This is a genomic window from Streptomyces sp. NBC_01717 (genome assembly GCF_036248255.1).
In the GTDB taxonomy this organism is placed as follows: Bacteria; Actinomycetota; Actinomycetes; order Streptomycetales; family Streptomycetaceae; genus Streptomyces.
In genome coordinates this window covers 5359451-5380378 of record NZ_CP109178.1, presented here as the reverse complement: position 1 = coordinate 5380378, position 20928 = coordinate 5359451, and the positions used below count along the sequence as shown (strand labels likewise).

Sequence of the window (20928 nt, the reverse complement as noted above, 5' to 3'; positions counted from 1 at the left end):
AGATTGTGATGCGACCGACTGTTCCACCGACGGTCCGACCCGTCAATAGATGACGCCTCGTCAGCTATTGACCTCAGAAGAGACTGACGCCCGCCAGCCACCCGCCGTCGATGACGAACGGCTGCCCGGTGATGTACGAGGAGTCGTCCGAGGTCAGGAAGAGCGCGAGGGCCGCCACCTCCTCCGGCTGCCCGATCCGCCCGAGCGGCACGAGCTTCTTGTAGAGCCCGGCCACCGCCTCCCGCGACTCCTCCGGGTCCGCGGCCGGGTCCAGCGCGGCCGGGTTGGTCATCGCGGTGTCCACGGCCCCGGGACAGACGGCATTGACCCGTATCCCCTTCGCCGCGAGCTCGACCGCCGCGACCCTGGTCAGCCCCAGCACGGCATGCTTGGTCGCCGCGTACGCCCCCACGAAGGCCATCCCGGTGAGCCCCGTGTACGAGGCGGTGTTGACGATGGTCCCGCCGCCCGCGGCCTCTATCTCGGGCGCGACGTTCTTGATCCCCAGGAAGGCGCCGACCTGGTTGACCTGCACGACCTGCTGAAACTCCTCCAGAGGCGTGGACACCAGCTCGTTGAACCGCAGGATTCCGGCGTTGTTGACCAGACCGTCGATCCTCCCGAAGGCGTCCTTGGCGGCGGCCACGGCGCGCTGCCACTCCTCCTCCTGGCTCACATCGAGATGCACGAACCGGGCGACCCCCTCCCCCAGCTCCTTCGCCAGGGCCTCCCCCTGGTCGTCGAGCACATCGGCGATCACCACCCGCGCGCCCTCGGCGACGAAGAGCCGCGCCTCCTGCTCTCCCTGCCCACGCGCGGCGCCGCTGATGAGGACGGTGCGCCCATCCAGCTTGCCCATGTCCCTACTCCTTACTGCTGGTCGAGGTATGGAGCGACATCGGCGGCGAACGCCGCCATCTGATCGGTCAGTTCGCTGCGGCTGCGGCTGCGGAACCGCACCTGGATCTGATGCACACCCATCGCCCCGTACGCGCGCAGCGACTCGGCGATGGCCTCCGGCTTCCCGCTGAGCGTGCGCCGCCCCACGGACCACGCCGGCTCCCCCACGTACAGCGGCTCGGTGATGGCACCGACGACCAGCGGCTCCTCGATACCGGCCTCCTCCCGCAACGCCCGCACTCCGGCGATCTGCTGCGGCAGCCGGTCCCTGGGATCCCCCTGCGGCAGCCACCCGTCCCCGCGCAGCGCGGCCCGGCGCACGGCGGCGGGCGAGGAACCGCCCACCCAGACGGGCACCCGTTCCTGCGCGGGCCGCGGCCGCTGCCCCAGCCCGCTGAACGAGAACCGTTCCCCGGCGAACTCCGGGTACTCCTCCGGCCCGAGCGCGGCCTTCAGCGCGTCGATGGTCTCGTCGAGCACGCTGCCGCGCCCGTCGAAGTCCGCCCCGAGCGCCTCGAACTCCTCCCGCACATGCCCGGCCCCGACCCCGAGGATCAACCGGCCGCCGGACAGGTGGTCGAGGGTGGCGTACTGCTTCGCGGTGGCGAGCGGGTGGCGCAGCCCGACGACGGCGACATGGCTCATCAGCAGAACGCGTTCGGTGATCCCCGCGAGGAAGGCGAGGGTGGCCACCGGGTCGTACCAGACGGTGCTCATGACCTCGGCGAGCCGCCGAGGAATCGCGACATGGTCGCAGCTCGCCAGATAGGCGAAGCCGGTGCGGTCGGCGGTGCGGGCGATCTCGGCGAGATCACCGGGCCCGGCCGAGGCCTCCCACGCTTCCGTATAGATGGTGCTCTGCGACTGGACCGGGAGCTGCATCCCGTACGACAGCCGCCCGGCGGGCAGTATCGGCACCGGGTCGCCTCCCTTCCTCCGTGTCCGCCTCGACCAGATCTGACGTTCCGTCATTTTCGAGGCGGGTGCCATCGTCGTACCTGACGGTGCATCAGACAAGAGGGAGGGGGTGCTGCGGATCCGTCGCCCCGGGCGGTCGCCGGACAGCCGTGGCCGAGGATTGAAGCCGGTACCGCCCTCGGCCGGTCGATCACACCCACCGTGAGGCCGATGCCGCGCGGATGTCAGCGGCGCGCGGTACGGTCCCCGTCATCGACCCGGACCGAGGAGGAACCACCATGTCGACCAGATGGACCGTGACGCTCGACTGTGCGCATCCGACCAGGCTGGCGGAGTTCTGGGCGCTCGCCCTCGGCTACGTGCCGAAGCCTCCGCCCGCCGGTTTCGGGAGCTGGGAGGAGTGGTTCGCCCACCACGGCGTCCCGGAGGAGGAGTGGGACGACGGCGCGTACCTGAGCGATCCGGACGGGGTGGGGCCGACGCTGTCCTTCCTCAAGGTGCCGGAGCCGAAAGCGGCGAAGAACCGCGTGCACCTGGACGTACAGGCCGGTGGCGGCCGCGAGACGCCGTGGGAGGTGCGGTGGCCGCGCGTGACCGAGGCGGTCACGCGCCTGACCGCCGCCGGCGCGACCGTGGTACGCGAGCACGAGATGGACGGCCGACCCGATCACGTGGAGATGACCGACCCGGAGGGCAACGAGTTCTGCGTGGTCTGACTTCCGGCTCCGTCACTCCGTGGGTGACTCGCCGCGTGGTGTCTGCGCGTCGCGGCGGAACAAGGCCGTCCAAAGGAATGGCTCACCGAAGTACGGGGACTCGGGCGGCTCGTCGTGCATGCGGCGCAGTTCGACCTCCGTCAGGTCGGAGAAGATCCGGCGCAGGGACTCCGGCGTGTAGGCGAGCCCGCCGTGGAGAGCGGACCGGCGGTAGAACTCCGCGTCGGGGAGTTCGGAGCCCATCCCTCCGGCTGCGAAGCAGGTGAGGGCGAGGTGGCCGCCGGGGGCGAGGACGCGGTCCAGCAGGGCGAGGTAGCTGATGCGGCGGTGCGGCGGCAGGTGGTGGAAACAACCGGAGTCGTGGATCAGGTCGTACGGGCCGCCCGACTCGGCCTCGGTGAGGGCGAAGGCGTCACCGCAGCGGAACCGGATGTCGGCCCCTGCCTCGCGGGCGCGCTCCTCGGCCCAGGAGATGGCGGCCGGGGAGAGGTCGACGGCGTCCACCTGGAATCCCAGAGAGGCGAGATGGAGAGCGTTTCGGCCCGGACCGCACCCGAGGTCGAGCGCCCGGCCCGGTGTGATCAAGGACCGGTCGAGGTACGAGACCAGGTTCTCGTCCGGCTTCGCCACGAAGAACGGCACCGGCTTCGAGCGGTCGCCGTAGAACCCGTCCCACCAGCCGGCCCCGCCCGCCGTCCAGCGATCGGCCTCCGGCGCGAACAGTCCGTCCATCAGCTTCAGGACGTCGTCGATCGTGCGTATGTTCCGGTCCATCGGATCCCCTTCCACGATGGGGACACGGTAGGGCCGCACCCCACAGAAGCCCAGCTCAGGGGGCATGCGAAGAGGTCGCGAAGGGGCGTCCGGGCGGGCCGTCCGGACGCGGTGAGGACCTCGCCCGTGACCGCCCCGCACGGTCGCCCACGCCCCTGCCGAAGGCCGTCACGGTGGCATTCCCGGACACGCTCACGCAGGTTTCTCGACGAATTTCCGCGGCCGCCGACGCGTCGTCGGGCTCGGCACCCCGCCGGGTCCTCGCAGTCGCTCCACCTCGTCCCGGCCCGGCCTGCCCGGCCGCCCCTCCTGCCCGGTCCGCCTCGCCGGGATCGTCCGCCTACCTCCGGTACAGCGCCTCGATCTCCGCCTCGAAGTCCCGCAGGATCGCATCCCGCTTCAGTTTCAGCGACGGCGTCAGATGTCCGCCCTCCTCCGTGAAGTCCACCGGCAGCACGACGAATTTGCGGATCGACTCGGCGCGCGAGACCAGGCGGTTGGCCTCGTCGACCGCGCGCTGGAGCGCGCCGCGCAGCTCCTCGTCCGCCACCAGTTCCCGGATCGGCACGTCCCGCTTCTTGCGCATCTGCCGCCAGTGCAGGAGCCCCTCCGGCTCCAGGGTGATCAGGGCGGTGATGAACGGGCGGTTGTCGCCGACCACCATGCACTGGCCGACCAGCGGGTGAGCGCGCAGCCAGTCCTCCAGCGGCGCCGGGGCGACGTTCTTGCCGCCCGTCGTCATGATGATTTCCTTCTTGCGGCCGGTGATGGTGAGGTAGCCGTCCTCGTCGAGGGCGCCCAGGTCGCCGGTGGCGAACCAGCCGCCGTCCAGTGCGGGGACGGGCGCGCCGCGTTCGGTGTCCCAGTAGCCGCGGAACACCTGGCCGCCGCTGAGCAGCACCTCGCCGTCCTCCGCGATCCGCACGGCGGTGCCCGGCAGCGGCCAGCCGACCGTGCCGAGGCGCGGCTTGAGCGGTGGGGTGACGGTGGCGGCGGCGGTGGTCTCCGTCAGCCCGTACCCCTCGAAGATCTCGATGCCCGCGCCCGCGTAGAAGGCTGCGAGCCGGCGGCCCAGCGGGGAGCCGCCGCAGATCGCGTACCGGACGTGTCCGCCGAGGGCCGCCCTGATGCGGCGGTAGACCAGCGGGTCGTACAGGGCCCGGGCGGCCCGCAGTCCCCAGCCGGGTCCGGGACCGGTGCCGTGTTCGGCGGCCTCGACGGCCTGTCCGTACCGCTGGGCGATCCTCGCGGCGCGGTCGAACGACGAGGCGCGGCCCATCTTCTCGGCGGTCGCCCGGCCGGTGTTGTAGACCTTCTCCAGCACGTACGGGATGGCCAGCAGGAACGAGGGCCGGAAGCCCGCCAGGTCGGCGAGCAGGTCCTCGGTCCGGATGGACGGGGCGTGGCCGAGCCGGACCCGGGCGCGCAGACAGCCGATCGCGACCATCCGCCCGAAGACGTGCGACAGCGGCAGGAAGAGAAGGGTCGAGGCCGGTTCCTTGCTGACCGATTTGAAGACCGGGTGGAGGAGTTCGATGGCGTTGTCGACCTCGGCGAAGAAGTTGCCGTGGGTCAGGACGCAGCCCTTGGGGCGTCCGGTGGTGCCCGAGGTGTAGATGAGGGTGGCGGGTGTCTCCGGTTCCAGGGCGGCCCGGCGGGCGGCGACCGCGTCGTCGGGGACGTCCCTGCCGAGCGCCTTCAGCCGGCCGAGTGCGCCGGTGTCGAACTGCCACAGGTGGGCGAGATCGCCGAGCTGTTTGCGTTCCTGGCTGATCAGCCGGCCTTCGTCCGCCGTCTCCACGGCGCAGGCGACGGCGCCCGAGTCCTGGAGGATCCAGCGGGCCTGGAAGGCGGACGATGTCGGGTAGATGGGGACGGTGACGAGTCCGGCGGCCCAGCCGGCGAAGTCGAGCAGCGTCCATTCGTATGTCGTACGGGCCATGATCGCGATCCGGTCGCCGGCCCGCAGGCCCTCCGCGATCAGGCCCTTGGCGACGGCGAGCACCTCGCCGGCGAACTGTTCGGCCGTCACGTCCTGCCAGCTGCCGTCCGGCTGCTTGCGGCTGATGACGGCGTCGCCCGGGGCCTCGCGGGCGTTGTCGAAGGGGATCTCGGCGAGTGATCCGTGCCGGACGGACGGCGCGATCGGCGGTACGGAGACCTGCCGTACCGATCCGTCCGCCGCCCTGACCTTCGTCGGCTCGACCAGGGCGGGTACGGCGGGCGTCGCGGCAGGTGCGGCGGCAGAGGTTGGCGTGGACACGAGCGGCTCCTCAACAGGGGGAAGGGCGGTTCGGCCGGTCCGTCCGGCGGCCGTTTCGTCCTCGGCCGCCGGTCGGGCTTGAAGTTGTCCTCGATCGCTGAAAGGGCTCGGGAATCAGGGGCGTTCCAGGATCGCGGTGACTCCCTGGCCGCCCGCGGCGCAGATCGAGATCAGCCCGCGGCCCGGGGCTTCCCGCTCGGCGAGCAGTTCGGCGAGGGTGGCGACGATCCGCGCCCCGGTCGCGGCGAACGGATGCCCGGTGGCGAGCGACGATCCGGCCACATTGAGCCTGTCCCGGTCGACCGGGGCGAGCCCCTGCTTCTCCCAGGCGGCCAGGGTGGCGAGCACCTGGGAGGCGAAGGCCTCGTGGATCTCGAAGAGGTCGAAGTCCTCGATGGTGAGCCCGGCGCGCTCCAGCATCCGCGGTACGGCGTACGCGGGAGCCATCAGCAGCCCGTCATCGCCGCCCACGTGGTCGACGGCGGCGGTCTCGTACAGCGAGAGATACGCGAGTGGCTCCAGGCCGTGCGCCTCGGCCCACTCGTCGCTCGCCAGCAACACGGTGGCGGCGCCGTCGGTGAGCGGGGTCGAATTGCCCGCGGTCATCGTCGCGTCGGGGTGGTCGGCGCCGAACACCGGCTCCAGGGTGGCGAGTTTCTCCACGGTGGAGCCGGGGCGGAGGTTCTGGTCGCGGGCCAGACCGAGGTGGGGGACGACGAGGTCGCGCAGAAAGCCCCGTTCGTACGCGGCGGCGAGCCGCTGATGGCTGGTGGCGGCGAGGAGATCCTGCTCCGCGCGGCCGATGTCCCACCGCCGGGCGGTGATCGCCGCGTGTTCGCCCATCGAGAGCCCGGTCCGGGGTTCGGCGTTCCGCGGGATGTCGGGGACGAGATGCCGAGGCCGTATCCCCGTAAGTGCCTTGATCCGTCCGCCGGTCGACTTCGCCCGCCGGGCCGCCAGCAGCAGTCTGCGCAGCTGGTCGTTGACGCCGAGGGGTGCGTCGCTCGTGGTGTCCGTGCCGCCCGCGATCGCGGAGTCGACCGCACCGAGCATGATCTTGTCGGCGGCGGCGATGACGGCCTGGAGTCCGGTGCCGCAGGCCTGCTGGATGTCGTACGCGGGGGTGCGCGGGTCGAGCGCCGAGCCGAGGACGGTCTCGCGGGCCAGGTTGAAGTCCCGGCTGTGCTTGAGGACGGCGCCTGCGACGAACTCGCCGACCCGCTGCCCCTGAAGCCCGAACCGCTCGACCAGACCGTTCAGTGCGGCGGTGAGCATCTCTTGGTTGGAGGAGTGTGCGTACGGGCCGTCGGAGCGTGCGAACGGGATACGGCTGCCGCCGATGATCGCGACCCGGCGCGGCTGCGGGAGAGCAAGGGGGATCATCTCGACCAACTCATCTCGACCTGCTCCTGACTCTTGAGTAACCTTACTCCGCAGTAAAATCTACGACCGCGCAGGGAGTCTGGACAATGGCCGACCGCTATCTGCACTTCACCGGCACAGCACCCGGCCGATTTCTGACCCGGAAGCTCGGCCTGCCGCAGCCGGCGCGGCTGCGCCGCTGGTCGCTGGAGACGCAGTCACTGGACGGCCCGCTGCTGCACCTCACTGCCGGGGACTCCGCCGTTGCGCAGGAGCTGGGTGCGGTTCTCGCCGCCACCGGCCTCACGGTGGTCCGGAGCGCCGAACCGGCACCCCGCCCTGCGGGAATCGTGGTGGACGCGACGGCAGTTGCCACCGCCGCCGGGCTCGGCGACGTGCACGCCGCGCTGCATCCTGTCGTACGTTCGCTGGCTCCGGGCGGCCGGATCGTGATCGTCGGGGTGCGGCCGTCGGCCGAGGACCATCATCAGGCGGCCGCCCAGCAGGCTCTTGAGGGGTTCGTGCGCTCGCTCGGCAAGGAGATCGGCAGGGGCGCCACCGTCCAACTGCTCCGGATCGAACCGGACGCCACCGCCTCGGCGGAGTCCACCCTCCGGTTCCTGCTCTCTCCCCGGTCCTCGTACGTCAGCGGCCAGGTAGTCGAACTCACCGACGCCGCGCCCGATCCGGCCACCGACCCTGCCGCACCGCTCGCCGGACGCACCGCGCTGGTCACCGGAGCGGCGCGCGGCATCGGCGCCTCGGTCGCGTCGGTCCTGGCGCGGGACGGGGCGCAGGTCATCTGCCTCGACATCCCGCAGTCCCGGGACGAGTTGGCGCGTACCGCCGACCGGCTCGGTGCGTCGGCGCTGCCGCTCGACATCACCGCGGACGACGCCGCCGAGCGGATCGCCGCCGCGGCCCCCGGCGGCCTGGACATTCTCGTCCACAACGCGGGCATCACCCGCGACCGGCGGCTCGCCAACATGCCCGCCGACCGCTGGGCCCAGGTCGTCGAGGTCAACCTCGACAGCGTGTTGCGCACCACGGATGCCCTGCTCGAAGCAGGCACCATCAACCGGGGCGGCCGGATCATCGCCACCGCGTCCATCGCCGGTATCGCGGGCAACACCGGTCAGACGAACTACGCGGCCAGCAAGGCGGGCATCATCGGCCTGGTCCGCTCCCTGGCCCCGCGCGCCGCCGCCGACCACGGCGTCACGGTCAACGCGGTCGCCCCCGGCTTCATCGAGACCAAGATGACCGCCGCCGTCCCCCTCTTCATCCGGGAGGCGGGCCGCCGGATGAACTCCCTTGCACAGGGGGGTCTTCCGGTCGATGTCGCGGAGACGACCGCATGGTTCGCCCAGCCCGCTTCGGCGGCCGTGAACGGCCAGATCGTGCGGGTCTGCGGCCAGAGCCTGCTCGGGGCGTGACGTCGATGTCGACCACTGCCACTTCCCGGGGTCTGACGGCATCACTGGTACGTGGCGCCGTCACGTCCCCGTTCAAGCGGGCGGGCCGGCCCGGCGCCGCGCTGCCGGCCGACCGCCTGGTCGTCCGGGACGTACGGATCGCACCCGGCCCCCTCGCCTCGTACAGCAGGATCTGCGGCTTCTCCGAGTCGGGCACACTGCCGCTGACGTACCCGCATGTCCTGGGCTTCCCGCTCGCGATGCGGCTGATGACCGGACGGAGCTTCCCGCTTCCCGTCGTCGGGCTGGTCCACACCTGGATCGAGATCACCCGGCACCGGGCGCCGCACCCCACGGAAGTACTCGAACTCACCGTGTACGCGGATGCGCTGACGCCCCATCGGCGGGGCACCGAGGTGACGATGGTGACCGAGGCGCGGTCGGGCGGCGAGCTGGTGTGGGAGTCCCGCAGCGGCTATCTTTCCCGCCACTCGGCACGCGGCGCCTCGCCCGCTGCCGAGTCCGGTCCCCCCACCCTGCCTACGGCCGAACTCCCCGCCGCCGCCGAGTGGCGGCTCCCCGGCGATCTGGGCCGCCGTTACGGCGCCGCGTCGGGTGACCGGAACCCGATCCACCTGTATCCGCTCACCGCCCGGCTGTTCGGCTTCCCGAGGGCCATCGCACACGGCATGTGGACGGTCGCCCGCTGTCTGGCCGAGTCCGCCGAACCGGGCAGGATCAGTTACGTCCGGGCCGACTTCAAGGCCCCCGTCCTGCTCCCGGCGACCGTGACGTACGCGGTGGACGGCGCAGGCACCGCCTTCCAGCTCCGCAGCGGCGGCCGCATGCACCTCACCGGGTCGATGGCACGGGACAGTGCACGGCCGTAGTCCTGACCGGTCGGCCGCTACGCCCGTGCGGCTACCTGGGCCCGCGGCGCCCACGGGCGGCCGTGCATGAGGTTCTCCAGGCCGGCCCACGAGAAGTTCATCAGCGTGGCCGCGGCTTCCTTCGCCGAGACGCCCGGGGTGTCGTTCGCCCAGCCGGCGAGCGACTCCGCGGCCCCCACGAGCGCCTGCGCCAGGCCCGACACATCGCGGTCCGGGAGCGCCGGATCGTGGTGCGCCTCGCGCGCGGCGGCGCCGATCAGACCCGTCACGAACGCAACGATCTCGTCCCGCATCGCCATGACCTCGGTGGCGAACGGCTCCCCGTGCGTACGTGCCTGCCGGTGCAACACCGCCCAGCCGTCCGGGTTCTCCGCGGTGTGTGTGAAGAATGCCCGTAGCCCGGCCCACAGTTGCCGGTCCGCCGGCATCCCCGGCTCCACCCCCGACCGCACCGCTGCGACCAGCGCCTTTGCCTCGCGCTGGATACAGGAGGTGAAGAGCTCCTCCTTGGAATTCAGGTACAGATAGACCAACGGCTTGGACACGCCGGCCAGCTCCGCGATCTCGTCCATCGAGGCGGCCCGGTAGCCACGCTGCCCGAAAGTCTGCACCGCGGCGTCCATCATCTGCTGCTCGCGCACGGCACGCGGCAACCGTTTGCTCTTCACAGCACCCACGTCCGACTTCCTCCCACCCCACTGCGCCACTCCCCGGTAAGGGTACGGCGCAGGCTCCTCCGGCGGCGTACGGAGAAGCCTTCCCGGGCCGTCCAGTGGCCGGTTTCACCTCCACCGGAAGTCACGTCTTCCCGCGCTCCGGCTCCCCCTTCCGTACGCGTACGACGGCGAGCGCCCCCGGTCCTCGAAGGACCGGGGGCGCTCGCCGAAGGTGTACTCGTTACGCGGCGACCGGGACGTTCACCGGCTCCGCGTCGCGCACCTCGTCGTCGACCGGGGAGGACGAGGCCAAGTTGTACGCGTCGAGGTCGAGGATCTTCTCGCGTGCCGAGACGATCACCGGCACCAGCGCCTGGCCGGCCACGTTGGTGGCCGTACGCATCATGTCCAGGATCGGGTCGATGGCCATCAGCAGGCCCACGCCCTCCAGCGGCAGCCCCAACGTGGACAGCGTGAGGGTCAGCATGACGGTCGCACCGGTGAGACCGGCGGTGGCCGCCGAGCCGATCACCGAGACGAACGCGATCAGGATGTAGTCACCGACACCCAGCTGGACGTCGAAGATCTGCGCGATGAAGATCGCTGCCAGCGCCGGGTAGATCGCGGCGCAGCCGTCCATCTTCGTCGTCGCCCCGAACGGGACGGAGAACGAGGCGTACTCCTTCGGGACGCCGAGGCGCTCGGTGACCTTCTGGGTGACCGGCATCGTGCCGACCGAGGAGCGGGAGACGAAGGCCAGCTGGATCGCGGGCCAGGCGCCCTTGAAGAACTGGAGCGGGTTGACCTTGGCGACCGTGGCGAGCAGCAGCGGGTACACGCCGAACATCACCAGGGCGCAACCGACGTAGACGTCGACGGTGAACGTCGCGTACTTGCCGATCAGGTCCCAGCCGTAGTCGGCGATCGCGTAGCCGATGAGGCCCACGGTGCCGAGCGGGGCGAGGCGGATGACCCACCACAGGGCCTTCTGGAGGAGCTCCAGGATCGACTCGCTGAGGGTGAGGATCGGCTGGGCCTTCTCGCCGAGCTGGAGCGCGGCGATACCGGCGACGGCGGCCATGAAGACGATCTGCAGGACGTTCAGCTCGGTGAACGGGGTGATCACGTTCTCCGGGATGATGCCGGTCAGGAAGTCGAGCCAGGAGCCCGCGTGCTCAGGCTTGGCGCCGTCCTTCGGGGTCAGGCCGGTGCCGGCGCCCGGGTTGGTGATCAGGCCGATCGCCAGGCCGATGGCGACGGCGATCAGCGAGGTGATCATGAACCAGAGCAGGGTGCGGGTGGCCAGCCGAGCGGCGTTGTTGACCTTGCGCAGGTTGGTGATCGACACCAGGATCGCGAAGAAGACGAGGGGCGCGACGGCCAGCTTCAGCAGCTGGACGAAGATGTGGCCGACCTTGTCGAGCGTGGTGTAGAGCCAGCCGATGTCGTAGCTGCGGGCGAGCCAGCCGAGCAGCACGCCGAGGACCAGACCGGCGACGATCTGGGCCCAGAACGGGACCTTGGGTATACGGAAACCGGAGCCGGACTGCCGGCCGGTGCCGGCGGTGGCGGACGCGGGATTCGCGGACACGGACACACTCCAGATGTGACGCATCGGGGCGCACGGGGACGGCGCGCGGGGACGGGGGTGCGGCGCCCGCGTCAGGGGCGGCGCCGCTGCATGATGCCGGTTCAGACGTTGCGGCAACAGACCGCGGACATACAGCGGCAGAGATCGACATGCAGGCGCACCACGAGCTCGATGCCGGCTCGATGGCGGGGGCGCACAGCTGTCTTCATGTCGAACACGTTAACACTTGAACTTTGAGACCCTCAAAGGTGTTCTTTGGGGAAGCCTCGGCGAGAACGCATCCCACCACGCGACGGAACGCAGAAACCCCAGCACAGGAGCACGTGCTCCGGCACTGGGGCGTCGAACGAATGCGGTGCGGGTGTGAGGAACCTTACGTAACCCTTACCCCGCCCTCACGCGGGCTTCACGCGGACCGCGGCACTACGGGGCGACGCCGTCCTCCTGGCCCTGGTTCGCCGCCAGCCGGGCCTTGGCGCGGTCGATCTTGGGGGCGATCTGCGCGGACATCTCGTCGCGCTGCTTGCGCAGCAGGATGTAGCTGAGCGGCGCGGAGAGCAGCAGGGCGAGCATGACGATCCACATGACGTTGGATCCGCCGAGCCCGGAGGGCAGCACACCATAGGTGACGGCCACGGCGACGACGGCGAGACAGCCGACGAAGATACTGAGGCGCATCAGCGTGTACCGGATCGTTGCGCTCGGCTTGGCAGCGGACACGGCTGGCCTTCTCTCTACGTACGACAACCCTGCCCGACCAGTGAAGCATGCCCCGAATTCGATCACTTCGGCGGGCGGGCCGGCGGGTCACCCCAGCGGGAGCAGCATGATGATGTCGTCGCGGTCGTCCCCGTCGGCGACCCGGATCGCGCCGGGTACCCGGCCGACCTCCTTGTATCCGCACGTCGCGTAGAAGCGGTCGGCCCCGGTGCCGCCCCGGCAGGTGAGGCGGATGGCCTCTATCCCGTCGGTCCCGCGGGCGGCCTCCGCCGCGGCGGACATCAGCTCGCGGCCGTAACCCTTGCCCTGGTGGCCGGGGTGGACCATCACCGTGTAGAGCCAGAGCCAGTGGGACATCAGCCGGTGGGTGTTGCGGACGAGGAAGGCCGTTGCGGCGACGGCGCCCTTCTCGTCGTACCCGACCAGCAGCCGGGTGCGGCCCTCGGCCATCGACACGATGTGCTTGACCAGCTCGGGCCGGATGTCCTCGGTGGTGACGGGTGGCACGAAGCCGACGGCACCACCCGCGTTGGAGACATCCGCCCAGAGTGCACAGATGCCGTCCCGCAGGGTGCTGTCGAACTTGGGATCCACCTCAAATGTAAGCGCCATAGCGGCAGATTAGCTATTACAGCACCATCGCCTCAAGCGCCGTCCACAACGCGAGAAAGCCCCGGCCGGGGACGGCGGCCGGGGCTTTCGTACAGAGAGATCCGCGCCGGGCAGTTCGACGGCGGCGGAGCGAACCGCGCGTCAGACCCGCATCGGCTGCGGCGACTCACGGCGCTCCGCGTCCGGCCCCGGGTACTCGCGGATGATCTCGTACCGGGTGTTCCGCTCGACGGGGCGGAAGCCCGCGTCCCGGATCAGGTCCAGCAGGTCGTCGCGGCCGAGCTTGTTCGGCGTGCCGTAGTTGTCCGCGTCGTGCGTGATCTTGTACTCGACGACCGAACCGTCCATGTCGTCCGCGCCGTGCTGGAGCGCGAGCTGGGCCGTCTGCACCCCGTGCATCACCCAGAAGACCTTGACGTGCGGGACGTTGTCGAAGAGGAGACGCGAGACGGCGAACGTCTTCAGCGCCTCGGCGCCGGTCGCCATCGTCGTCCGCGCCTGCAGCTTGTTGCGGACCTTGCCGTCCTTCATGTCGACGAAGTCGTGCTGGTAGCGCAGCGGGATGAAGACCTGGAAGCCGCCGGTCTCGTCCTGCAGCTCACGCAGCCTCAGCACGTGGTCGACGCGGTGACGCGGCTCCTCGATGTGCCCGTACAGCATCGTCGCCGGGGTCTTCAGCCCCTTCTCGTGCGCGAGGCGGTGGATACGCGACCAGTCTTCCCAGTGGGTGTTGTGGTCCACGATGTGCTGGCGGACCTCCCAGTCGAAGATCTCCGCGCCACCGCCGGTCAGCGACTCCAGACCGGCTTCGATCAGCTCGTCGAGGATCTCGGAGGCGGAGAGCCCGGAGATGGTCTCGAAGTGGTGGATCTCGGTGGCGGTGAACGCCTTGAGGGAGACCTGCGGAAGGGCTTCCTTCAGCGCGCTGAGGGAGCGCGGGTAGTAGCGCCACGGCAGCGTGGGGTGGAGCCCGTTGACGATGTGCAGCTCGGTGAGGCTCTCGCCCTCCATCGCCTTCGCGAGACGGACCGCCTCCTCGATGCGCATGGTGTACGCGTCCTTCTCGCCCGGCTTGCGCTGGAACGAGCAGTACGCACACGACGCGGTGCACACGTTCGTCATGTTGAGGTGCCGGTTGACGTTGAAGTGCACGACGTCGCCGTTCTTGCGCGTGCGCACCTCGTGGGCGAGGCCGCCGAGCCAGGCCAGATCGTCCGACGCGTAGAGGGCGATGCCGTCCTCACGGGTCAGCCGCTCCCCTGCGCGGACCTTCTCCTCCAGCTCGCGCTTGAGCCCGACGTCCATGCGGCTGCCTCCCAGATGTCTCTGACTGCTGTGCGGTAAGTGCGCTCCCCCGGGGACACTCTGTGGAACCCCCCCGTGGAACCCCTGGTCACCCGGGGGCTCCACCACGTTACGCCTACGACTCCTCGGGAAGTTCCCCGACCCGGTTCTCCCACTTGGTGGAGAGCACGATCGTGGTGCGGGTACGGGAGACGCCCTTCGTACCGCTGAGCCGGCGAATGGTCTTCTCCAGGCCGTCGACGTCACCGACGCGCACCTTGAGCATGTACGAGTCGTCGCCCGCGATGAACCAGCAGTCCTCGATCTCCTCGAGGTCCTTGAGCCGGCGTGCGACGTCCTCGTGGTCTGCGGCGTCGGAGAGCGAGATGCCGATCAGGGCCGTGACCCCGAGACCGAGCGAGGCGGCGTCGACGGTGGCGCGGTAGCCGGTGATGACACCGGCGGTTTCCAGCCGATTGATGCGGTCGGTGACGCTGGGCCCGGAGAGCCCGACGAGCCGCCCGAGCTCGGCGTACGAGGCCCTGCCGTTCTCCCTGAGGGCCTGGATGAGCTGCCTGTCCACCGCGTCCATATGACTGAAACCTTCCATTGTTCAGCAGTACCGCGAGTTTACGTATAGAATCTAAGGCATACAGGGTCCACGCCCTGCAGATCTTTCAGATTTTCAAAGAAGTTCTTTCGAATCCTCAGGAGTGAAGACACCGTGTACACGATCGAGATGGCCTACGCCCGGATGCGCGAGCTGCAGGACCTGGCCAACCGCTCGCGTGCCCACCAGCCCGCCGCCGCGCGCGAGATCGACAGGACCCGCACCCAGCGCGCCCCGAAGAAGCGCTGACCCCCGGCCCCACCGGGCCGGCCTCAGCCACGGGAGCCACCGAGCTCCCCCTCCCACCGGCGGTACAGCCGATGCGGCACCCCTGCCGCGTCGAGCACCCGCCCCGCGACGAAGTCCACCAGATCCTGGATGTGCGTCGCGCCCGCATAGAACGCCGGAGAGGCGGGCAGCACCACGGCGCCCGCCTCGTCCAGGGCCACCAGATGCTTGAGTGTCTGACCGTTCAGCGGAGTCTCACGCACCGCGACGACCAGCTTCCGCCGCTCCTTGAGCGTCACGCTCGCGGCCCGCTGCAGCAGATCCTTCGAAAGCCCGAGCGCCACTCCGGCCACACAGGCCGTCGAGGCCGGCACGATCAGCATCCCCTTCGCCGGGTACGAGCCCGAGGACGGCCCGGCCGCGAGATCACCGGCCGCCCAGTGCCGCACCCGGTCGACCTCCACATCGAATGTGTGCGGCTTCCCGTCCGCCCCGCGCGCCAGCCAGCTCCGCAGGTCCTCCTGCCAGTGCGCGTCACGGAAGGCGATCCCGGTCTCGTCCAGCAGCGTCAGCCGCGAGGCCCGACTCACCACCAGATCGACGCTCTCCCCCGCGGCCAGCAGACCGCGCAGCACGGCGGCGGCGAATGGTGTGCCCGAAGCACCGGAAACCCCGACAATCCAAGGCTGCCGCTGCTGCTGACTCACTGAAGTCCCGGATTCCACACACCCGAGCCTATCCGGCGCACGGCCTGCGGAACCGAGCGAGGGGTTTCGGGCGTTCCGACAGATGAAGGACAGGCCCGGGACAGAGCCGAGGGCGGCTGTGAACGGGCCACGGACAGGGGGGCGGCCATGACCGGTACCCGTACAGGCACGTCCGCACGGGCGGTGACGGCCGGCGCGCTGATGCTGGGCTGGGTCGCACTCCTGTGGGTGCTCGAATCCATCGACATGTCGACCGGCCAGGCGCTCGACACCTACGGCATCACCCCGCGCGAGCCGGGCGAGCTGCTCGACATCGTGCCCGCCGCGTTCCTGCACAGCGGGTGGGAGCACGTCGCCTCCAACACCCTCCCGCTGCTGGTCCTCGGCTTCATCGCCGCCCTCGGCGGGATACGCCGGTTCGCCGCCGTCGCCCTCACCGTCATCGTGGTCAGCGGCTTCGGCGTCTGGCTCACCGCACCGCCGCACACGGTCACGCTCGGCGCGTCCGGCGTCGTCTTCGGCCTCTTCGGCTATCTGCTGGTCCGCGGCTTCGTCGACCGCAGACCGCTCGACATAGTGGTGGGCGTCGTGATCGCCGTGGTCTACGGCTCGCTGCTGTGGGGCGTGCTGCCGACCGACTCCGGGATCAGCTGGCAGGGGCATCTGTTCGGGCTGATCGGCGGGGTGGGCGCGGCGTTCGCGTTCCGTCGCCCGCGCCGCGCCACCCGTCCCGTGCCTCCCGCGTTCACGGTGTGAGGCCGCGCACCAGCAGGTCCAGCAGGGCGCATGCGAACAGCGCGATCCCGATGAACCCGTTGACGGAGAAGAACGCCCGGTTCAGCCGGGACAGGTCGTGCGGCCGCACCACGCGGTGCTCGTACACGAACGCCACGGCGACGATCACCATGCCGATCCAGTAGAAGAGCTCTGCGCCCGTCGCGAGCCCGAACCAGACCAGCAGCCCGGTCGTCACCACGTGGCAGACCCTGGCCCCCCAGAGCGCCGCCGGGATGCCGAAGCGGGCCGGGACCGAGAGCACGCCGTGCGCGCGGTCCGCCTGGACGTCCTGGCAGCCGAAGATCAGGTCGAAGCCACCGATCCAGACACCCACCGCGAGGCCGAGGATCACCGCGTCCCACGACCAGCTGCCGGTGACCGCGAGCCAGGCACCGATGGGCCCCATCGCCTGCGCGATACCCAGGATGGCGTGCGGGTAGTGGGTGAACCGCTTGCCGTACGGGTAGACGACCATCGGTACGACGGCGATCGGCGCGAGCGCCAGACAGAGCGGGTTCAGCAGGGCGGCGGCCCCGAGGAAGACGACGACGGCGACGAGCGCACCCGTCCACGCCGACCTCACGGTGACAGCACCGGTGACCAGCTCGCGATTAGCGGTACGCGGGTTCCGCGCGTCGATCTCGCGGTCGATGATCCGGTTCGCGGCCATCGCGAACGTGCGGAGCCCGACCATCGCGACGGTGATGAGCAGCAGCCGCCCCCAGTGGATGTTCTCGTCGAGCTGGAACATCGCGCTCAGCGCGGCGATGTAGGCGAAGGGCAGCGCGAAGACCGAGTGCTCGATCATCACGAGCCGCAAGAACGCCTTGACCCTGCCGGTCGGTTGCGCGGGCCCGGGGCCCAGCGCCGCTTCGGCCGCACTCACAGCCCGTACTCCTTCCACCGGCGGTCGACCTTCGCCGCCGTCTCCGGGTCGGACTCGACCATGTTCGGCCAGCCCCCGTCCCGGGTGTAGCCCTCCTCGGGCCACTTCTTCGTCGCGTCGATGCCGGCCTTTCCTCCCCAGAACTGCTGGTAGGAGGCGTGGTCGAGATGGTCGACCGGGCCTTCGGTGACGGTGAGGTCCCGGGCGTAGTCGGTGTTGCCGAGCGCCCGCCAGGAGACCTCGTGCAGATCGTGGACGTCGCAGTCGGAGTCCACGACGACGATCAGCTTGGTCAGCGACATCATGTGCGCGCCCCAGATGGCACTCATCACCTTCTGGGCGTGCTTCGGGTACTTCTTGTCGATGGAGACGATCGCACAGTTGTGGAAGCCGCCGGACTCCGGCAGGTGGTAGTCCACGATGTCCGGCACGATGATCTTCAGGAGCGGCAGGAAGAACCGCTCGGTGGCCCGCCCCAGCGGGCCGTCCTCGGTCGGCGGCCGGCCCACCACGATCGACTGGAGCAGCGGACGCTTCCGCATGGTCACGCAGTCGATGGTGAGCGCGGGGAAGGGCTCCTGCGGCGTGTAGAACCCGGTGTGGTCGCCGAACGGCCCCTCGGGAAGCATCTTCCCGGGTTCCAGCCACCCCTCGATAACGACCTCCGCGTGCGCCGGGACCTGCAGCGGCACGGTCTTGCAGTCGACCATCTCGATCCGCTTGCCCTGGATGAACCCGGCGAAGAGGTACTCGTCGATGTCCCCGGGCAGCGGGGCAGTGGAGGCGTACGTCACCGCCGGCGGCGCCCCGAACGCGATCGCGACGGGCAGCCGCTCGCCGCGCTTGGCGGCGACCTGGTAGTGGTTGCGGCTGTCCTTGTGGATCTGCCAGTGCATCCCGATGGTGCGCCGGTCGTGGCGCTGGAGCCGGTAGAGCCCCAGGTTCCGTACGCCGGTCTCCGGGTGCTTGGTGTGGGTGAGCCCCAGGTTGAAGAAGGAGCCGCCGTCCTCGGGCCAGGTGAAGAGCGCAGGCAGCTGATCCAGGTCCACGTCGTCGCCGGTGAGGACGACCTCCTGCACAGGAGCGTTGTCCGACTTCACCTTCTTCGGCGGTACGTGCACCATCGAGCCGAGCTTCCCGAACGCCTCGCGCACCCCGACGAAGCCGTGCGGCAGCTCCGGCTTGAGGAGGCCGCCGATCTTGTCGCTGATGTCGGTGTACGACTTCAGCCCGAGCGCCTTCAGCAGCCGCCGGTCCGTCCCGAACACGTTCATGGCCAGGGGCATCGACGACCCCTTGACGTTCTCGAAGAGCAGCGCGGGCCCGCCCGCCTTGTTCACCCGGTCGACGATCTCGCCGACCTCCAGATAGGGGTCGACCTCGGCCTTGATGCGCTTGAGCTCGCCCTCGCGCTCCAGCGCCCGGAGGAGGGAACGAAGATCGTCGTAAGCCATGCGGACAAGTATCGGCCACGGGCTACCCTGGCCCCGTCACCGGGGCGGGACAGCGCCCCGACATCTCTTCGCGGGGGGACCCCTTCACCATGTTCCGGGCCTTGATCTATCTCCTGCCTCTGGCACTGACGATCTACGCGTTCATCGACTGCCTGAACACCCCGGAGGACGAGGCCAAGCATCTGCCGAAGATCGCCTGGGTCTTCATCATTCTGCTGTTCTGGATCGTGGGCCCGCTCGTGTGGCTGGGCGCGGGCAAGATGCGCCACGCGCCCGCCGGGGGCCGTACGCCGTCGGAATGGCATCGCAACCACCGCCACGAGTGGGTGGCACCGGACGACAATCCGGAATTCCTGAAGGAGCTGAAGGAGGAGAACAAGAAGGACGAGTCGCTCCTCAAGGACTGGGAGGCGGATCTGCGCCGCCGCGAGGAGGAGCTCAAGCGCCGCGAGAGCGGGGCCGGCCCGGAGGAGTCCGCTCCGCCCGCCTCGTGACCGCACGCAGGTTCACGGCTACAGCAGCCGTCGGTTCGCGTTCCGAGGCCCGGCCGACTCGGAGACCGAGCCCGGCCGGCGACTGAGGACGACGGGCGACCGGGGACCGCACGTTGCCCCGGCGTTCCGTGACCGGGAGAGTGAACGGCATGAGGGACATGGACGACGGCAGGGGCGAAGCCGGGGGCACCGGCCGTGACGTCGACAGGGAGCGCCTCGCGACCGCCGTCGCGGAGGCCCGCGCCGGACTGGCCGAGGGCGGCATTCCGATCGGCGCCGCGCTGTACGGGGCGGACGGCTCACTCCTCGGCCGCGGGCACAACCGCCGTGTCCAGGACGGCGACCCGTCCATGCACGCGGAGACCGCGGCCTTCCGTGCCGCCGGGCGGCAGCGCTCGTACCGTGGCACGACGATGGTGACCACCCTTTCGCCGTGCTGGTACTGCAGCGGTCTGGTCCGCCAGTTCGGGATCTCCCGGGTGGTCGTCGGCGAGGCGGCCACCTTCCACGGCGGGCACGACTGGCTGGCCCGGCACGGCGTCGAGGTCGTGCTCCTCGACGACGCCGAGTGCACCGCCATGATGCGCGCCTTCGTCCAGGACCACCCGGATGTATGGAACGAGGACATCGGCGATGAGTGAGCCCGGGATTCCCACCATCGATCTGCGACCGTGGCTCTCCGGCGACGCCGGGGCCCGCCGGGAGACCGCCGCGACCGTCGACGCGGCGCTGCGGGCGGCGGGCTTCCTGCTGGTCACCGGGCACGGCGTGGACCCCGCGCTGCGGACCGCGATCCGCGACGCCGCACGGGGGTTCTTCCGGCTGCCCGCCGCGGCGAAGAAGCCGTACGCCGTCAAGGTCGGCGGCCGTGGCTGGCTCGGCCCCGGCGCCGAGGCCAACGGCAGCTCGGAAGGTACCCGGACGCCCCCGGACCTCAAGGAGTCGCTCTCCTTCGCCGCCGAGGACCCCACGGGCGACCCGGAGATCGACGCCGAGTGGTTCCTGCCCAACACCTGGCCCCACGAGGCGCCCGGGCTGAGGGCCCTGGTGACGGAGTACCTCGCGCAGATGCGGACCCTCTCGGACCGGCTGCTGGAGCTGCTCGGTGCCGCGCTCGGTGAGCCCGAGGACTTCTTCACCCGGCACACCACGCATCCCACCTGGGGTTTCAACATCAACTGGTATCCGGGCACCGAAGTGGTCGGGGAGCCGGAGCCGGGTCAGTTCCGGATCGGCCCGCACACCGACTTCGGTACCGTCACGGTCCTCGACCGGCAGACCGGCAAGGGCGGGCTGCAGGTCTTCACGGACGACAACGGCTGGGAGGACGCCCCGTACGACCCCGAGGCGTTCACCATCAACATCGGAGACCTGATGGCACGCTGGACGGGCGACCGCTGGCGCTCGGGCCGGCACCGGGTGCTGCCGCCGCCCTCCGACGCCCCCGCCGAGGAGCTGATGTCGCTCGTCTATTTCTATGAGTGCGACCCTCGCACCACAGTCGAGTCGGTGCCCGCGCCGACCGGCCGGGTCACCCACGAGCCGGTGGACTCCCACACGTATCTGCGCGCGAAACTGGACGCGATCTCGGTCGGCTGACGAGGATCCGCGGCCGGCCGGCGGCACCGCCCGTATCGTTCGAAAATCTTCACCCCCCTCCAACACACCGTC

At 70.2% G+C, this 20928-nt stretch carries 22 protein-coding genes; 8 read left to right on the top strand and 14 right to left on the bottom strand.

Features of this window, described 5'->3' with window-relative positions; genetic code table 11:
- Positions 1-73: 73 nt before the first annotated feature.
- Together OHB49_RS24410 and OHB49_RS24405 are read right to left on the bottom strand one after the other, a co-directional pair.
- The gene (locus OHB49_RS24410) at positions 74-859 is read right to left on the bottom strand and encodes an SDR family NAD(P)-dependent oxidoreductase (protein WP_329163002.1); all 786 of its coding nucleotides are present in this window, start codon (positions 857-859) and stop codon (positions 74-76) included.
- Positions 860-870: 11 nt separating this feature from the next.
- Positions 871-1818 carry an LLM class F420-dependent oxidoreductase gene (locus OHB49_RS24405; RefSeq protein ID WP_030974356.1) on the bottom strand — a complete coding sequence of 316 codons (948 nt, stop codon included), beginning with the start codon at positions 1816-1818 and terminating at the stop codon, positions 871-873.
- A 278-nt stretch (positions 1819-2096) separates the two neighbouring features.
- On the opposite strand from OHB49_RS24405, the gene OHB49_RS24400 reads away from it, so the two are divergent.
- Positions 2097-2534 (top strand): VOC family protein, encoded by a 438-nt coding sequence (locus OHB49_RS24400; RefSeq protein ID WP_329163000.1) that lies wholly within the window; start codon positions 2097-2099, stop codon positions 2532-2534.
- 12 nt (positions 2535-2546) lie between these two features.
- Here the strand turns inward: OHB49_RS24400 and OHB49_RS24395 are convergent, their stop codons facing one another.
- The 3 genes from OHB49_RS24395 to OHB49_RS24385 all read right to left on the bottom strand — a co-directional run bounded on the left by OHB49_RS24395 (position 2547) and on the right by OHB49_RS24385 (position 6954).
- Entirely contained in the window at positions 2547-3308 is a 762-nt protein-coding gene (locus tag OHB49_RS24395; protein WP_329162998.1) for a class I SAM-dependent methyltransferase, read from the bottom strand.
- 340 nt (positions 3309-3648) lie between these two features.
- On the bottom strand, positions 3649-5571 hold the full coding sequence (locus OHB49_RS24390; RefSeq protein WP_329162996.1) for an AMP-dependent synthetase/ligase: 1923 nt from the start codon (positions 5569-5571) through the stop codon (positions 3649-3651).
- 114 nt (positions 5572-5685) lie between these two features.
- Positions 5686-6954 (bottom strand): acetyl-CoA C-acetyltransferase, encoded by a 1269-nt coding sequence (locus OHB49_RS24385; RefSeq protein WP_329162994.1) that lies wholly within the window; start codon positions 6952-6954, stop codon positions 5686-5688.
- A gap of 86 nt (positions 6955-7040) precedes the next feature.
- On the opposite strand from OHB49_RS24385, the gene OHB49_RS24380 reads away from it, so the two are divergent.
- Positions 7041-8369: a 3-oxoacyl-ACP reductase gene (locus OHB49_RS24380; protein ID WP_329162992.1), complete on the top strand. Its 1329-nt coding sequence runs from the start codon at positions 7041-7043 to the stop codon at positions 8367-8369.
- A gap of 5 nt (positions 8370-8374) precedes the next feature.
- Positions 8375-9238, top strand: coding sequence for a MaoC family dehydratase (locus tag OHB49_RS24375; protein ID WP_329162990.1), 864 nt, complete (start codon positions 8375-8377; stop codon positions 9236-9238).
- A gap of 17 nt (positions 9239-9255) precedes the next feature.
- On the opposite strand, the gene OHB49_RS24370 is transcribed toward OHB49_RS24375, so the two are convergent.
- From OHB49_RS24370 to OHB49_RS24345, 6 genes are all read right to left on the bottom strand, one after another.
- Complete coding sequence (locus tag OHB49_RS24370) at positions 9256-9915, bottom strand: TetR/AcrR family transcriptional regulator (protein WP_329162988.1); 660 nt, start codon at positions 9913-9915, stop codon at positions 9256-9258.
- 220 nt (positions 9916-10135) lie between these two features.
- Positions 10136-11485 (bottom strand): dicarboxylate/amino acid:cation symporter, encoded by a 1350-nt coding sequence (locus OHB49_RS24365; protein WP_329162987.1) that lies wholly within the window; start codon positions 11483-11485, stop codon positions 10136-10138.
- Between the two features lie 423 nt (positions 11486-11908).
- Positions 11909-12205 carry a DUF4229 domain-containing protein gene (locus OHB49_RS24360; RefSeq protein WP_030974341.1) on the bottom strand — a complete coding sequence of 99 codons (297 nt, stop codon included), beginning with the start codon at positions 12203-12205 and terminating at the stop codon, positions 11909-11911.
- An 87-nt stretch (positions 12206-12292) separates the two neighbouring features.
- Positions 12293-12817: a GNAT family N-acetyltransferase gene (locus OHB49_RS24355; RefSeq protein WP_329162984.1), complete on the bottom strand. Its 525-nt coding sequence runs from the start codon at positions 12815-12817 to the stop codon at positions 12293-12295.
- A 141-nt stretch (positions 12818-12958) separates the two neighbouring features.
- On the bottom strand, positions 12959-14122 hold the full coding sequence (gene mqnE, locus OHB49_RS24350; protein WP_030974337.1) for an aminofutalosine synthase MqnE: 1164 nt from the start codon (positions 14120-14122) through the stop codon (positions 12959-12961).
- A 115-nt stretch (positions 14123-14237) separates the two neighbouring features.
- Positions 14238-14693 (bottom strand): Lrp/AsnC family transcriptional regulator, encoded by a 456-nt coding sequence (locus OHB49_RS24345; protein WP_030974335.1) that lies wholly within the window; start codon positions 14691-14693, stop codon positions 14238-14240.
- A gap of 132 nt (positions 14694-14825) precedes the next feature.
- Between OHB49_RS24345 and OHB49_RS24340 the strand changes: the two genes are divergently transcribed.
- The gene (locus OHB49_RS24340) at positions 14826-14960 is read left to right on the top strand and encodes a hypothetical protein (protein WP_256224108.1); all 135 of its coding nucleotides are present in this window, start codon (positions 14826-14828) and stop codon (positions 14958-14960) included.
- 23 nt (positions 14961-14983) lie between these two features.
- Here OHB49_RS24340 and OHB49_RS24335 read toward each other — a convergent pair whose 3' ends face one another.
- A complete protein-coding gene (locus tag OHB49_RS24335; protein ID WP_030974333.1) occupies positions 14984-15646 on the bottom strand; it encodes a UbiX family flavin prenyltransferase in 663 nt (220 codons plus the stop codon).
- A gap of 147 nt (positions 15647-15793) precedes the next feature.
- On the opposite strand from OHB49_RS24335, the gene OHB49_RS24330 reads away from it, so the two are divergent.
- Positions 15794-16402, top strand: a complete 609-nt coding sequence (locus tag OHB49_RS24330) for a rhomboid family intramembrane serine protease (RefSeq protein WP_329162979.1) — start codon at positions 15794-15796, stop codon at positions 16400-16402.
- On the opposite strand, the gene mqnP is transcribed toward OHB49_RS24330, so the two are convergent.
- Both mqnP and OHB49_RS24320 read right to left on the bottom strand, forming a co-directional pair.
- Positions 16392-17309, bottom strand: coding sequence for a menaquinone biosynthesis prenyltransferase MqnP (gene mqnP, locus OHB49_RS24325; protein WP_030974328.1), 918 nt, complete (start codon positions 17307-17309; stop codon positions 16392-16394). The genes OHB49_RS24330 and mqnP overlap by 11 nt on opposite strands.
- Positions 17306-18763, bottom strand: coding sequence for a menaquinone biosynthesis decarboxylase (locus OHB49_RS24320; protein WP_030974326.1), 1458 nt, complete (start codon positions 18761-18763; stop codon positions 17306-17308). Before OHB49_RS24320 ends, mqnP begins: the two co-directional genes overlap by 4 nt.
- Positions 18764-18852: 89 nt before the next feature.
- Between OHB49_RS24320 and OHB49_RS24315 the strand changes: the two genes are divergently transcribed.
- The 3 genes from OHB49_RS24315 (at position 18853) to OHB49_RS24305 (ending at position 20856) form a co-directional block, all read left to right on the top strand.
- A complete protein-coding gene (locus tag OHB49_RS24315; protein ID WP_030974325.1) occupies positions 18853-19257 on the top strand; it encodes a PLD nuclease N-terminal domain-containing protein in 405 nt (134 codons plus the stop codon).
- Positions 19258-19415: 158 nt separating this feature from the next.
- Entirely contained in the window at positions 19416-19898 is a 483-nt protein-coding gene (locus tag OHB49_RS24310) for a nucleoside deaminase (protein ID WP_329166599.1), read from the top strand.
- Positions 19891-20856, top strand: a complete 966-nt coding sequence (locus OHB49_RS24305) for an isopenicillin N synthase family dioxygenase (RefSeq protein ID WP_329162975.1) — start codon at positions 19891-19893, stop codon at positions 20854-20856. The genes OHB49_RS24310 and OHB49_RS24305 overlap by 8 nt, the downstream gene beginning before the upstream one ends.
- Positions 20857-20928 lie beyond the last annotated feature (72 nt).

Coding starts and splice junctions, on each gene's coding strand:
- OHB49_RS24410 (WP_329163002.1), bottom strand. CDS start 859: ATGGGCAAGCTGGATGGGCGCACCGTCCTCATCAGCGGCGCCGCGCGT.
- OHB49_RS24400 (WP_329163000.1), top strand. CDS start 2,097: ATGTCGACCAGATGGACCGTGACGCTCGACTGTGCGCATCCGACCAGG.
- OHB49_RS24395 (WP_329162998.1), bottom strand. CDS start 3,308: ATGGACCGGAACATACGCACGATCGACGACGTCCTGAAGCTGATGGAC.
- OHB49_RS24385 (WP_329162994.1), bottom strand. CDS start 6,954: ATGATCCCCCTTGCTCTCCCGCAGCCGCGCCGGGTCGCGATCATCGGC.
- OHB49_RS24380 (WP_329162992.1), top strand. CDS start 7,041: ATGGCCGACCGCTATCTGCACTTCACCGGCACAGCACCCGGCCGATTT.
- OHB49_RS24375 (WP_329162990.1), top strand. CDS start 8,375: ATGTCGACCACTGCCACTTCCCGGGGTCTGACGGCATCACTGGTACGT.
- OHB49_RS24355 (WP_329162984.1), bottom strand. CDS start 12,817: ATGGCGCTTACATTTGAGGTGGATCCCAAGTTCGACAGCACCCTGCGG.
- mqnE (WP_030974337.1), bottom strand. CDS start 14,122: ATGGACGTCGGGCTCAAGCGCGAGCTGGAGGAGAAGGTCCGCGCAGGG.
- OHB49_RS24345 (WP_030974335.1), bottom strand. CDS start 14,693: ATGGACGCGGTGGACAGGCAGCTCATCCAGGCCCTCAGGGAGAACGGC.
- OHB49_RS24330 (WP_329162979.1), top strand. CDS start 15,794: ATGACCGGTACCCGTACAGGCACGTCCGCACGGGCGGTGACGGCCGGC.
- OHB49_RS24320 (WP_030974326.1), bottom strand. CDS start 18,763: ATGGCTTACGACGATCTTCGTTCCCTCCTCCGGGCGCTGGAGCGCGAG.
- OHB49_RS24315 (WP_030974325.1), top strand. CDS start 18,853: ATGTTCCGGGCCTTGATCTATCTCCTGCCTCTGGCACTGACGATCTAC.
- OHB49_RS24310 (WP_329166599.1), top strand. CDS start 19,416: ATGGACGACGGCAGGGGCGAAGCCGGGGGCACCGGCCGTGACGTCGAC.
- OHB49_RS24305 (WP_329162975.1), top strand. CDS start 19,891: ATGAGTGAGCCCGGGATTCCCACCATCGATCTGCGACCGTGGCTCTCC.